The organism is Planococcus chinensis (assembly GCF_020071995.1).
GTDB lineage: Bacteria > Bacillota > Bacilli > Bacillales_A > Planococcaceae > Planococcus > Planococcus chinensis_A.
The window spans coordinates 328968-342588 of sequence record NZ_JABWTK010000002.1; the positions used below are offsets into that span (position 1 = coordinate 328968).

Genomic DNA, 13621 nt, shown 5'->3' on the forward strand with positions numbered 1-13621 from the left:
ACTGCAATCACATATAGAAAACAACTAAGAAATTCTGTTAGGAGCCTTATTTATTCAAATATGCCCAGGCGTATTGCGCGTATAACTCGGCTCCGGTGGCCATAGCTTCTTCATCCACATTGAATTTCCCGTGGTGATGAGCCCATTGCGTATCTTTTTCAGCATTGCCGCTTCCTACCAGTGCAAAACTGCCAGGGACTTGGTCTAAATAAAACGAAAAGTCCTCCCCGCCCATTGTCGGTTTTTCATCGTAGACCACGTTTTTGCCGAATGCTTCAGCAGCCACTTGCCGCACCAGTTCCGAACTTTCTTCCCCATTGATAACCGCCTGCGTCCCTCTGATATATTCAACCTTTGCCGTGCCGCCAAAAATTTCCGCTGTATTGTCCGCATAAACTTTCAGCTGCTTCTCGATATGGTCGCGGGTTTCAGCATCAAAGCAACGGACCGTGCCTTCAATTTCAGCATTCTCGGCAATAATATTAAAGCGCGTGCCTACAACCATCTTGCCAACCGTGACAACTGCCGGCTGCTGCGGATCAATCGTCCGGGACACTACGGACTGAACGTTCATGACGAAGGACGAAGCAATGATGGCTGCATCAATCGAGTTTTGTGGAATTGCGCCATGGCCTCCCCGGCCTTTAAAATGTACTTTGAAAATATCGGCAGATGCAAACGAAGGCCCTGGATTGCACGCCACGCTATGAGACGGAATTTGAGACCAGATGTGAATGCCGAATACATTATCGACGCCTTCAACAGCTCCCTGTTCCACCATCGCTTTAGCGCCAGTGGCGACTTCTTCTGCCGGCTGAAAGATAAAGCGGACAGACCCAGGCAGTTGTTCTTTAACGCCAACTAAAGCTTTAGCGGCAGCCAACAGCATCGACGTATGGGCATCATGGCCGCAAGCATGCATTTTGCCTAATGTAGCCGACTTATATGGCAAATCGATGTTCAGCTCTTCTACCGACAAAGCATCCATATCTGCACGAAGTGCCACGGTTTTCCCTTCTTTACCGCCTTTCAACGTACCGATTACGCCGGTAGGTTCGGTTTTACGGCTTTCAATCCCAATTTCTGTCAAGTAATCAAAAACAAATTGTGAAGTTTGATACTCTTCCCAGGAGAGCTCCGGCTCACTATGCAATTTGCGCCGGATGGCAACCATTTCTTCACTGTTGTCCTGAATCGCATTCTTGATGGTTTCATTAATCATGTAGTTGATCCTCCTATTGTCTATCTGGCTGGCTTACTTAACTTTTACAGGAATCCAACGAAAATTCCCGCTAGAATGACGGATACAATGGTAACGGTGATAAAGCCTGCTACAAGCATTGGCGGCAACATATGGCTGGTCAGGACATCGCGTTCTTTTTCGTCTTTCGTCAACGAATTGATGACTTCAACCGTAATAATATAATCAGCCGGGAACCCGTAGAGCGCAGTCAGCGAGACGGCAAATGCCATTTCCTTGCTGACTTTCAGCAGCTTGCCGACGATGAAAGAAAAAATGTACATCCCTGCAACTCCTAGCGCAATACAAGCAACTAACGGATAAATGATTTCGAGCATCATGCTCGGTGTCGCGTTCTTTAATCCATCAAAGACGAACAGCAATAGACCGAGAATGGCAAAACCAAAACCGTTTGCTTTTTGCAGCGGATGGCGTTCCAGGAAACCAATGCTCCGTGCCACTACACCAAAGAACAAACACAGGACATACGGACTGATTTCCACATAAGGGGCAGTCACATCCGAAACAAGGTAAGCCAAATAACCGACTAGCGCCAAACGGAAAAATTTAAAGAAATCCGTATTGTATTTATCCGGCATTTTGGCGAACATTCTTGGCTCCTTCACTTCTTGCGTCGGTGTGCCTTTTTGTTCTGTCACCAATACCCTTTCCGTCAGTTCATTGTTCCGGTATTTCTGCAGAAGCGAACGGCCTTCCCGCTTTAGCATGATTGAAGTTAGCGGATAGCCTGCAAAGCCTTGCATAACATAAATAACAATGGCGAAAACGGCCAAAGTTGGAAGACCCGCAGCTTGGGCACCTTCAGACATGATCAATGCAGAAACTACTCCACCGACTAACGGCGGAATCGCTACGACAATTGTTTGAAAATCAAAGAGCAGCATACCGATTCCGAAAAGAGCGGCAACAATTCCCAAGATGCCCGCAATGGCAATCAAGATCGTCTTCCACTGCGCTTTCAATTCCTGCAGGGACAACAAAGTTCCCATATTCGTGATCAACAGGAAAATCAGCATGGTTACCACAGCTGGCGGGACTCCGGCGATCGCTACAATATCCGGCGGGAAGAATGTCCAATATCCGAGTAAGAATAAAACCCCACTGATAAAAATTGAAGGAATCCAAGCTTTTGTGCGAATCGATACAACTTCGCCAATAAACAAGATGAATACCAAAATCGTTAACGCCAGCATCTGCGCCATCCTACATCCTCCTCTTTTCTCATTTCATTCTCTTCAACTTTCACTGCGCTTCAATAAGTTAAAGTGTTGTTGCAATATTAGCACAAAACAAATCCTTATTAAATAGAATTTAATGATTATTTTGAAATGATAATAATTTACATAGTTATACCAACACTTTTATTCATTTTTAGGCTATTTTACGTTGCATTTTGCATCATTTACAAAAAGAATAGCATGTTGAATCTTTCTCTCCGTTTTCATTGCGCTATACTTTTATAGGTTTACAGTTTTGCAATAGAGGTAAGAGTTTAGGATAAGGATAATAAATTTAAGGAGGAACGATAAATGGAAGGCAAAAACTATATTAACGGTGAATGGTCAACAGCAGGAGACGGCGTCATCGATGTCATGAACCCGGCAACGGGCGAGAAATTCGGTACGGTTCCAAACGGCGGTGAAGCTGAAGCTACTGCAGCTGTAGATGCTGCCGCAGAAGCTTTCAAGTCCTGGTCAAAAACTACCGTTTATGAACGCGCTTCGCTATTGATGAAATGGCACGATCTGTTGTTGGAAAACAAACAGGAAGTAGCGGAAATCATGACAAAGGAAATGGGCAAACCTTTGGCGGAAGCCGTCGGTGAAATCGAATATTCCGCTTCCTTTATTTCCTGGTTCGCCGAAGAAGCGAAACGCTCCAACGGGCGCCTCATTCCGGCATCGAAAGAAGGCAAACGCATCCAAGTGTTGAAACAGCCGGTCGGAGTGGTCGTATCCATTACGCCATGGAATTTCCCGGCAGCCATGATGGCCAGAAAAATGGCGCCTGCACTTGCAGCTGGCTGTACGTTTGTTGCAAAACCGGCCAAGTTGACGCCGCTCACCGCCGTACGCATGTACGAATTGGCAGAAGAAGCCGGATTCCCGAAAGGCGTCATCAACCTGGTGACAGGCAGCGCCGGAAAAATCGGCCGTGTCTTTACGAGCCACCCGGCGGTCCGGAAACTGACTTTTACCGGATCCACCGAAATCGGCAAGGAATTGATGAAGCAAAGCGCGGATTCCATGCTGAATTTATCTCTTGAACTTGGCGGCCATGCCCCAATCATTGTTTGCGAAGATGCCAATATGGACTTGGCTGTCGAAGGCGTCATGGCATCGAAATTCCGAAATGCAGGCCAGACTTGTGTATGCGGAAACCGGATTTATGTGCAGCAATCCATCGTAGAAGAATTTTCTCAACGTCTGCAGGAAGCTACAGCGAAGCTGAAAGTCGGAAACGGCATGGATGAAGGCGTCCAGATTGGTCCGCTCGTCGACCAAGATGGCTATGAAAAATCAGCTCGCCATGTACAGGATGCAGTGGATAAAGGCGCGAAAGTTTTGGTCGGCGGAGATGGAAAAGCAGAAAACGGCGCTTACTTCTATAACCCGACCGTCTTGATCAATGCCACACCGGATATGCTCGTCATGAACGAAGAAACATTCGGGCCGGTTGCACCGATCATGGCATTTGATACCGACGAAGAAGCAGTGCGCCTGGCGAACGATACCCGTTTCGGATTGGCTGCCTATTTCTTTACGGATAGCCTAACCCGCGGAACTTATATCGCAGAAAATCTTGAGTATGGCATTGTCGGCTGGAACGATGGCGCACCTTCCACTGCCCAGGCTCCGTTTGGCGGCATGAAAGAAAGCGGCATCGGGCGCGAAGGCGGACAAGAAGGACTTGAAGCTTTCCTTGAAACGAAATACATTTCCATCAAATTGTAACCAGCAAAAAAGCGGTCCGAGTTTCTCGGACCGCTTTTTAAGGGCTATTGTACGGTTTGGACTGATTTTATTCCTGCCTTAGATGGTTTGGTTAGGAGGCAATCGTAATGCGGAAAGCGCTCGCTCAGCATTTGGCGAATCTCCTCTTCTTTGCCTTTTTTTGCAGCGATAAAAAGAGATGGTCCGGCGCCGCTGATGGCAGAGCCATAGGCACCATTGTCCCGGCAGGCTTGGCGGATGATGTCAAAGTCCGGGAATCTACTTTTTCGGAACGGCTCGTGGAATTCGTCCCGTTCCATCATGCGTCCCGCTGTATTCCAGTCGCCTGTTGCAAGCGCAGCTGACAGGACATTCGCTGCCATGCTGCCGCGTACAGCGGTCTTATGCAGCACTTCTTCCGGAAGCAGCCCTCTGGATTCTGCTGTCAGAAATTCCGTTGGGGGAACGAGGATCAAGACACCGATTTCCACTTCTGACAAATGGACAATGGACAGTTCTTCTCCGTCCGCATAGGAAATCGTCAAGCCGCCTAAAAACGATGCCGAAACGTTATCCGGATGCCCTTCCATCTCCGTGCCGATTTCCACTTTTTCTTTCATGGGCATATTCAAGCCGAGCAGCCGGTCTGCAATTTCAATGCCCCCGGCAATTGCAGCTGCACTGCTTCCAAGTCCGCGGCTAAGGGGGATATCGGTATCGATTTCAAGTCTTGCCGGCGGCAATTCACGGCCGTATGCGGCTGCCGTTTTCTTAGCCGCCGCAATGATTAAATTATCCGAAGAACCGGACAGGTGCTGATAGCTTTCATCTCTGTAGCGGACCGACCATTCGGAAGCCTGCGAGACATGGATGGATAAGTGAAGGTCCAGTGCCAGTCCGATCGAATCAAATCCGGGGCCTAAGTTGGCTGTCGATGCCGGCACGGTTACCGTAAAGTCTTTCCATTTCATGCCTTGACTCCCTTCTTCAAATCCTCCCAGAAGCGTTCCATATCTTCCGGCACCAATTGTGCTTTGTGTTCGTTCACTGAAATGGCCGTTTCCGGATCTTTTAATCCGTTGCCTGTCAATACAGCTACAACTGTCGAACCTTTTGGAAGGCTGCCGCTTTCCACCTGCTTTTTGATGCCGGCGATGGAAGCGCACGATGCGGGCTCCGCAAACACGCCTTCAGTAGAGGCCAGCAATTGATAGGCTTCCAGGATTTCTTCGTCTGTCGCCGCAAGGATGGTGCCGTTTGATTCAGCTAAGGCATTTAACGCCAAGTCCCAGCTTGCCGGATTGCCGATGCGGATGGCAGTTGCCACTGTTTCGGGATTTTCAACAATTTGGTTGTTGACGATCGGTGCTGCGCCGGCTGCCTGGACGCCTAAAAGTTCAGGGCGTTTCGCGCCGGTTTTGTTGGCATACTCGCTAAAGCCTTTCCATGATGCGGAAATATTTCCGGCATTGCCAACCGGCAACGCAAAAATATCCGGCACACGCTCAAGCTGATCAATCACTTCAAACGCAATGGTTTTCTGTCCTTCCAGACGGTAAGGATTGACCGAATTGACAAGGGCAATGCCGGCTTCCTGCCCGACTTCGCGGACCATGCGGAGCGCTTCGTCAAAATTGCCTTTGATCTCCAGAATTTCTGCGCCGTACATCTTGGCCTGCGCTAATTTCCCAAGGGCGATGCGGCCTTCCGGAATGACGACGATGGTGCGCATGCCCGCTCTTGCACCGTATGCAGCAGCGGACGCCGACGTATTGCCTGTAGAAGCACAAACCAGCACCGACTTTCCTACTTCTTTCGCTTTCGCGACCGCCATGACCATGCCACGGTCTTTAAAAGAGCCGGTCGGGTTTGCCCCTTCCAGTTTTACGTAGAGTTCAATTCCCCATTGCTCGGATAATGTCTCTAAATGGACAAGCGGTGTATTGCCTTCTTGAAGCGTTAAGGCTGGTGTTGCCTCGGTTACCGGCAACCATTCTTTATACTGTTCGATCAATCCTGGCCATCTCATGCTGTTTCCTCCCCTTCGATGCGGTAATGGCTGATGACGCTTGCCGTTCCTGCTAAATCGTTTAATACATCCAAATGCTGCTGGCGTGAAATTTGATGTGTCAAAAACACAAGTTCCGCCTGTCCATCCTGTTCCGCCGGATGCTGCATGACCGACTGGAGGCTTGCGCCGTGTTTACTGTAGATCGCCGTCAATTTTGACAGGACACCGACTTCGTCTTTAACAAGCAGGCGATGGAAATATTTTGCGAACCGGCTGCTTTCCGGTTTGATCACCCGTTCATGTTGGGCTGAATGAACCCGCTTGCCGTTGACTTCAAGCAGCAGGTTCCGGCATGCTGCAATGATATCCGATACAACAGAAGTCGCAGTCGGGAGTGAACCTGCCCCCGGGCCGTACAGCATCGTTTCCCCTACTGCGTCTCCATATATGTATACTGCGTTGAATTCATTATTAACCGAAGCAAGCGGATGCGAATCCGCAAGGAAAATCGGTTCTACTGCCACTTCGATGCCGTCTTCGTCTTTCTTCGAAGAACCGACCATCTTCATTGTATAGCCGAACTTATTTGCCATTTCCAAATCGCCGTCCTGAATTTCTCTCATTCCTCGAACGAGCACATCGTTGATATGGACTTCTGTTGAAAATGCGAGTGAAGATAGGATGACCATTTTGCGGGCCGCATCCAGTCCATCCACGTCCGCTGACGGGTCAGCTTCTGCATAGCCGAGTCTTGTCGCTTCTGCAAGAGCTGTCTCATAGCTCATGTTTTCTTTTTTCATTTTTGTCAGGATGAAGTTGGTTGTGCCGTTGACGATTCCCATCAAACTGGAAATGCGGTCTGATGCTAAGCCGTCTTCCAATGTACGGATAATCGGGATGCCTCCCGCAACGCTTGCTTCATAGAACAAGTCGCATTTTTGTTCATCCGCCAGTTTCAGTAGGTCATGCCCGTATTGAGCCATTACGTCTTTGTTCGCAGTCACAACTTGCTTGCCCGCTTTCAGCGCTTCTTCAATTGCGTGCTTCGCTTCATCCATGCCGCCCATCACTTCTACAATGATATCCAGAGAAGAATCGTTTAATATTTCATTTATATCGGTTGTAAAAACGTTTGGATCAAGAATCGACAAACGTTCTTTATTATTGTTGCGGACTAAAACTTTTTTGATGGACACTTGAACGCCCAGCTTATGGTGCAAATCTTGTTGATGTTGCTGCAAAATTTTAGCGACCCCGCTGCCAACAGTTCCGAGGCCTAATAATCCGATTGAAATTTCATTTTTCATTGACGATTCCTCCTACGCTGTGTACACTGTAAAAATACAGTTGTTTTTACCATATGGACATTATAGTATTATATTAAATGGAAAACAACCCTCAATTCTCTAAAGATTGGACTTGATAAAGATGAAAGTGTGTAAATTCGGCGGAACATCTGTAGCAAGTGCGGAACAAATCCAAAAAGTCGCTAATATTGTCAAAGCGGATCCCACGCGGAAAATCATTGTCGTTTCAGCTCCTGGCAAACGATTTGACGGCGATGTCAAAGTCACGGACCTCCTGATTCGGTTAGCGACAAGCGCTTTATCCGGAGAAGATACTGCCGATGCGTTAAGCCAAGTGGTCGGCCGGTACGCATCGATTGCAGATGAGCTCGGAGTCGATAGTGAAATTGTTTCCATCATTGCAGCCGATCTTTCTTACCGGCTCGCTTTCAGCAAAGAGGACCCTTCTTTATTTTTCGATCAAATCAAAGCCAGCGGCGAAGACAATTCCGCAAAGCTGATTGCCGCTTATTTTTCTTCTATAGGAATGCCAGCGGAATACATCAATCCAAAACAAGCCGGGCTGATTGTCACTGAACCCCCGAAACGGGTTCAGGCATTGCCAGAATCATATAACAATTTGGCCTCTTTGGCTAATCAGCAGTCCATCAGCATCTTTCCCGGATTTTTCGGCTATACAAATGACGGAACATTGCGGACTTTTGACCGCGGCGGTTCTGATATTACCGGATCCATCTTATCTGCTGCCGTGAAAGCCGAACTGTATGAGAATTTTACGGACGTCGATTGCGTATTTGCCGCCAATCCGAGAATTGTGGAAAATCCGGTGGAAATCGAGAAAATGACCTACCGTGAAATGCGGGAACTGTCCTACGCGGGATTTGCCGTCTTGCACGACGAAGCCTTGATGCCTGCATTTAAAGAATCGGTCCCGGTATGCATCAAAAACACCAATAATCCGCAGTCTCCGGGCACGATGATCGTCGCAGAACGCGATTACTCACGCCTGCCGGTGACCGGCATTTCAGCGGATAGCGGGTTCTCTACGCTGTATGTCAGCAAATATTTGATGAACCGCGAAATCGGCTTTGGCCGAAAACTGCTGCAGATTTTGGAAGATGAACACGTTTCCTATGAACACATTCCTTCCGGCATCGACAATCTCTCCGTCATTATCCGGAGCCATCAATTGACGCCTGACAAAGAAAGACGCATCGTCGACCGTGTACAAAACGAACTCGAAGTGGACGACGTGCATTTCATCAGCAACTTCTCGATGGTTGTACTGGTCGGCGAAGGGATGAAATATACGACAGGCCTTGCTGCACGGGCAACGGATGCCATCGCCAGAACCGGTGCCAATATCGAAATGATCAATCAGGGATCTTCCGAAGTCAGCCTTGTCTTTGGCGTCTTGAAAGAAGATGAAACCAAAATTCTAAAGGAGTTGTACAATGAATTCTTTGTTCCTTCTCTGGTTGTCTAATCTGTCCTTATATTACTGAATGAACGAAAAATCCCCCAGCCGTTTATTGGCTGGGGGATTTCTTTATTGTTAAGTCCAATTTGTCAAAAGCGGCCCATCGTTTCCGTAAACCGGATCTTTTTCCGGCAGCGGAGCATCTAGTATCGCTTCCAGCACATCCGGCCGTTCCTCCGGCTTTCCCAGTTTTTTATCGGGCTCTGCACCGCCTGGATAAGCGCCTACCACTTGAAAATCATCTGTGCTATCCAATAATTTATGTCCGGTGCCGGCTGGCAGAACTGCCACGTCTCCGGCAGAAACTTGCAAAGCTTCCCCTTGCTCTCCGCCAAACTGGATGGTCGCAGAGCCGGAACGCACACCGAGCACTTCATGTGTATTGCTGTGGTAATGGTGGTAGTCAAAGACACCGTCTACCCAGCTGTTGGTCCAGCCGTTCTTGTTGAATGCCGCTTCGATCGTTTCCGGATTTTCTTTGAAAGCACCGGGATAGACAATCAACGGCAGCCTCGGGTTGTTCGGAATCGAACGGTCATCTTCGAAATGATAAAATTGTTCATTTGCCATAAAGCATCAGCTCCTTTTCAGATACTGAACTTTACCCTTACTTATAGGAAATAATCGTTTTTCGCGGAAATCTTCCCTGCTAGAATCCAAGCCGTTCCCGTACCAATGCCGTGTAATTTTGGCTGACCGGTAAAACCGCCCCGTCTTTCAATGTTAAAACAAAGTTGGATGAAAAATCCCGTGAAATTTCCTGGATAAAAGGAATATTGACGATATACGAACGATGTATGGGCAAGAACGTATCCGGCAATTGATCTTTCAAAGTTTTTAGTGTGTGGATGGAACAGTAGGCTTCTTCATCAGCGTAAAACCAAGTTTTCTTTTGGCTGCTTTCAATATGCGACACATCGGAAATCGGCACCGGACGCCACGTATCTTCAAACTTCCCTGTCAAAAAACGGAGCGGCTGTTTAGGGGGCTGGCGAAAATCCGGAGGCAGCATTACCACTAAAACCCCGGCTTGCTCCAAAATCTGTATTGGGTAACCCACACCTACATAAGCGATTCCGGAAGTTTCATCTTCCACCAGCATCTCCAAGCGTTTGCCTTCTTTATATGTACAATCCGCCACGCTTCCATCTGTTACTTCATCCCCTACTTGAATATGTGACTCTTGGACCCCCGCTTTGCAATAAACATAGCTTCGTCCAACTGCCACAGCAATTGATGCTTCTTTCGGGATCCAGTCCCCCATGATGAATCCTACCTGTTCTAATACACCCTTTTCCATACCCGATTCCCCTTTCAAGTGTGTTTGTCGCGAAACCTCTTCTTTCATCCCCGAATATCTGATTTCATCCAACTTTCAGGACAATCACAATATTCTGTTATATATTAATATACATCAAGACGAACTGTATTAACACAGTTTAGAAAAATTTTTTAGTCGAAGGGATGGATTAGATGGTTACCAAACAACAACAAATTGAAGAATTGAAAAAGAGCTGGGCAGAAGACAGCCGGTGGAACGGAATTGTTCGTCCGTATGCAGCGGAAGATGTTGTCAAACTCCGCGGTTCCGTTCAAATTGAATACACGCTTGCTAAACGTGGAGCTGACCGTTTATTCCGTTCCATCCATGAAAGAGATTTTGTGAACGCATTAGGCGCATTGACCGGCAACCAGGCGGTGCAACAAGTGAAAGCAGGCTTGCAGGCCATTTACTTGAGCGGCTGGCAAGTGGCAGCCGATGCCAACTCGGCAGGGCAAATGTATCCTGATCAAAGTTTATACCCGGTCGACTCGGTGCCGAACGTCGTGAAAAAGATTAACCAGGCATTGCAGCGTGCAGACCAGATCGACAACGTGGAAGGCAATGAAGGCTTTGACTGGTTCGCACCGATTGTTGCGGATGCAGAAGCTGGATTCGGCGGACCGCTGAATGTATTTGAATTGATGAAATCCATGATTGAAGCCGGTGCTGCCGGCGTGCACTTTGAAGATCAACTCGCTTCTGAGAAAAAATGCGGCCACTTGGGCGGCAAAGTATTGCAGCCTACTCAAAATGCAGTGCGAAATTTGATTTCCGCAAGGCTTGCGTCGGATGTACTCGGTGTTCCGACAGTCCTGATTGCCCGCACCGATGCAGACGCAGCCGATTTGATCACAAGCGACATCGATCCGGTTGACCATCCGTTCATCACCGGCGAACGGACGCCTGAAGGTTTCTACCGTACAAATGCCGGCATTGACCAGGCAATTGCACGCGGATTGGCTTATGCGCCTTATGCAGATTTGGTATGGTGTGAAACGTCGCATCCGAATCTGGAAGAAGCACAGCAGTTTGCGGATGCCATCCATGAGAAATTCCCAGGCAAGCTTTTGGCATACAACTGCTCACCTTCTTTCAACTGGAAAGCGAAATTGGACGAAGAAACCATTGCAAAATACCAAGTCGAGCTTGGCAAGATGGGATACAAATTCCAATTCGTCACGCTTGCCGGATTCCATGCACTGAACCACAGCATGTTTGAATTGGCATACGACTATAAAGACAATGGCATGGCCGCTTATTCGAAATTGCAGCAGGCTGAATTTGAAAGCGAGTCGAAAGGCTATACGGCAACGCGCCACCAGCGTGAAGTCGGTACCGGCTACTTCGATGAAGTATCGCAAATCATCTCCGGCGGTACAAGCTCAACTACTGCGATGAAAGGCTCAACGGAAACGGCCCAATTCCAACCGGTGAAATGAAAGGATGATTTGATTGATCACAAAGTCGAATGTCTTGATTAAAAATGAAGCAACACCCCAAATGGAAACGATTCTGACGCCGGAGGCACTGGCGTTCATTGAGAAACTTCATGTGAATTTTGATAAGCAGCGGATCGCTTTGCTCGAACAGCGCCAAGTGCGGCAAAAAGAGATTGACGGCGGAAAGCCTTTAGGTTTCTTGCCTGAAACGAAGTACATCCGTGAAAGTGACTGGACGATTGCCCCCCTGCCGGAAGATATGCAAGACCGGCGGGTGGAAATTACCGGCCCGACCAACCGGAAAATGCTGATCAACGCATTGAATTCCGGCGCCAAGATGTTTATGGCAGATTTGGAAGATGCGACAGCGCCGAGCTGGTTCAATGTCATTGATGGACAGATCAATTTGCGGGATGCTGTCAGACGTGAGATTTCATTCGAAGCACCTGGCACCGACAAGAAATATACCTTAAACGACCAAACTGCCGTATTGATGGTCCGCCCCCGCGGCTGGCACCTGCTCGAGAAGAATATTGAAATTGACGGCAAGCCGGCTTCCGGCAGTCTCGTTGATTTCGGCCTTTACTTTTTCCATAACGCACAGGAATTGATCGACCGCGGGACCGGCCCTTACTTTTATTTGCCGAAAATGGAGAGCCATTTAGAAGCTCGGCTCTGGAATGACGTATTCGTTTTTGCTCAGAATGAGCTCGGAATTCCGCAAGGCACCATCCGCGCTACCGTATTGATCGAGACGATTCTTGCAGCGTTTGAAATGGATGAGATTCTTTATGAACTGCGCGACCATTCAGCCGGCCTCAACTGCGGCCGCTGGGATTATATCTTCAGCGTCATCAAACGGATGCGGAACCGGCCGGAATACTTGTTCCCGGACCGCTCGCAAGTGACGATGACTGTTCCATTTATGCGGGCCTACACCCAGTTATGCATCCAGACTTGCCACAAACGGAACGCTCCGGCGCTCGGCGGCATGGCTGCCCAGATCCCAATCAAAGGAAATACGGTAGCAAACGAAGCGGCATTTGGGAAAGTGGCTGAAGACAAACGCCGCGAAGCGACAGACGGGCACGACGGCACCTGGGTTGCCCATCCCGGAATGGTGGCAGTGGCTATGGAACAATTCGACGAATTGATGCCGACGCCGAACCAGATCCACCGGAAACGCGAAGATGTCAATGTTACAGCCGAAGATTTGGTGGAAGTGCCAAAAGGCTCCATCACCGAAGAAGGCCTTCGCTCCAATATTTCCGTCGGCATCCAGTACATTGCTTCCTGGCTGTCCGGAAACGGGGCAGCACCGATCAACAACTTGATGGAAGATGCGGCAACAGCCGAAATCTCCCGTTCGCAAGTGTGGCAGTGGATCCGCCATCCGAAAGGAAAACTTGAAGACGGACGCGATATCAGCGTCGCCTTGTTCCACGAAATTCTTGAAGAAGAAGCCGGGAAGATTAAAGAAACTGTTGGAGAAGCCATCTATCTCTCAGGACACTACGCGGAAGCCCGCGAGCTGTTTACAGACCTCACGTTGCAAAGTGATTTTGCGGAATTCTTGACCTTGCCAGGCTATGAAAAACTAAACTAACTTACTGGAGGAGATCACGATGAAAACGATGAAAACTTTTGAGGCACGCTCAAAGAAAGAATGCCGGGAATGCGGATGCGAAATCAAGGAGCAACGCGAATCGATCATCTACGAATGCGAACGCTGCATCGGACAAAAAGAAGAATAAGGGGTACTGGAAAGAAGCCACGCAGATGCTGCTTGGCTTCTTTTTTATGGAGTTTTTCGGCGCAGGACAGTATTTGGTTGTGTGCGGACAGTATTTTCGGCAGTCCGGACAG

General features: G+C 48.5%; 12 protein-coding genes. 5 read left to right on the forward strand and 7 right to left on the reverse strand.

The features are described 5' to 3' along the window. Window positions 1–46: 46 nt before the first annotated feature. Together HU147_RS04705 and HU147_RS04710 are read right to left on the reverse strand one after the other, a co-directional pair. Window positions 47–1222: an amidohydrolase gene (locus tag HU147_RS04705; protein ID WP_224075139.1), complete on the reverse strand. Its 1176-nt coding sequence runs from the start codon at window positions 1220–1222 to the stop codon at window positions 47–49. A 44-nt stretch (window positions 1223–1266) separates the two neighbouring features. Further along, the gene (locus HU147_RS04710) at window positions 1267–2463 is read right to left on the reverse strand and encodes a hypothetical protein (protein ID WP_224075140.1); all 1197 of its coding nucleotides are present in this window, start codon (window positions 2461–2463) and stop codon (window positions 1267–1269) included. Between the two features lie 327 nt (window positions 2464–2790). Between HU147_RS04710 and HU147_RS04715 the strand changes: the two genes are divergently transcribed. Next, window positions 2791–4215: an NAD-dependent succinate-semialdehyde dehydrogenase gene (locus HU147_RS04715; RefSeq protein WP_224075141.1), complete on the forward strand. Its 1425-nt coding sequence runs from the start codon at window positions 2791–2793 to the stop codon at window positions 4213–4215. A 44-nt stretch (window positions 4216–4259) separates the two neighbouring features. Here the strand turns inward: HU147_RS04715 and thrB are convergent, their stop codons facing one another. From thrB to HU147_RS04730, 3 genes are read right to left on the reverse strand one after another with little or no spacing between them, the layout of a single operon-like run. Beyond that, entirely contained in the window at window positions 4260–5165 is a 906-nt protein-coding gene (gene thrB / locus HU147_RS04720; RefSeq protein WP_224075142.1) for a homoserine kinase, read from the reverse strand. Further along, a complete protein-coding gene (gene thrC / locus HU147_RS04725) occupies window positions 5162–6223 on the reverse strand; it encodes a threonine synthase (protein WP_224075143.1) in 1062 nt (353 codons plus the stop codon). Before thrC ends, thrB begins: the two co-directional genes overlap by 4 nt. Then, entirely contained in the window at window positions 6220–7512 is a 1293-nt protein-coding gene (locus HU147_RS04730) for a homoserine dehydrogenase (RefSeq protein ID WP_224075144.1), read from the reverse strand. Before HU147_RS04730 ends, thrC begins: the two co-directional genes overlap by 4 nt. Window positions 7513–7633: 121 nt before the next feature. Between HU147_RS04730 and HU147_RS04735 the strand changes: the two genes are divergently transcribed. After that, complete coding sequence (locus HU147_RS04735) at window positions 7634–8998, forward strand: aspartate kinase (protein WP_224075145.1); 1365 nt, start codon at window positions 7634–7636, stop codon at window positions 8996–8998. 69 nt (window positions 8999–9067) lie between these two features. On the opposite strand, the gene HU147_RS04740 is transcribed toward HU147_RS04735, so the two are convergent. Beyond that, window positions 9068–9562, reverse strand: a complete 495-nt coding sequence (locus HU147_RS04740) for a cupin domain-containing protein (RefSeq protein ID WP_224075146.1) — start codon at window positions 9560–9562, stop codon at window positions 9068–9070. 79 nt (window positions 9563–9641) lie between these two features. After that, window positions 9642–10292, reverse strand: coding sequence for a LytTR family DNA-binding domain-containing protein (locus HU147_RS04745; protein WP_224075147.1), 651 nt, complete (start codon window positions 10290–10292; stop codon window positions 9642–9644). 173 nt (window positions 10293–10465) lie between these two features. On the opposite strand from HU147_RS04745, the gene aceA reads away from it, so the two are divergent. The 3 genes from aceA to HU147_RS04760 are packed head-to-tail and all read left to right on the forward strand — an operon-like array spanning window position 10466 to window position 13509. After that, window positions 10466–11755, forward strand: a complete 1290-nt coding sequence (gene aceA, locus HU147_RS04750; protein WP_224075148.1) for an isocitrate lyase — start codon at window positions 10466–10468, stop codon at window positions 11753–11755. Window positions 11756–11768: 13 nt separating this feature from the next. Beyond that, a complete protein-coding gene (gene aceB / locus HU147_RS04755) occupies window positions 11769–13361 on the forward strand; it encodes a malate synthase A (RefSeq protein ID WP_224075149.1) in 1593 nt (530 codons plus the stop codon). 19 nt (window positions 13362–13380) lie between these two features. Then, the gene (locus HU147_RS04760) at window positions 13381–13509 is read left to right on the forward strand and encodes a YhfH family protein (RefSeq protein WP_224075150.1); all 129 of its coding nucleotides are present in this window, start codon (window positions 13381–13383) and stop codon (window positions 13507–13509) included. The last annotated feature ends 112 nt before the right edge of the window (window positions 13510–13621 follow it).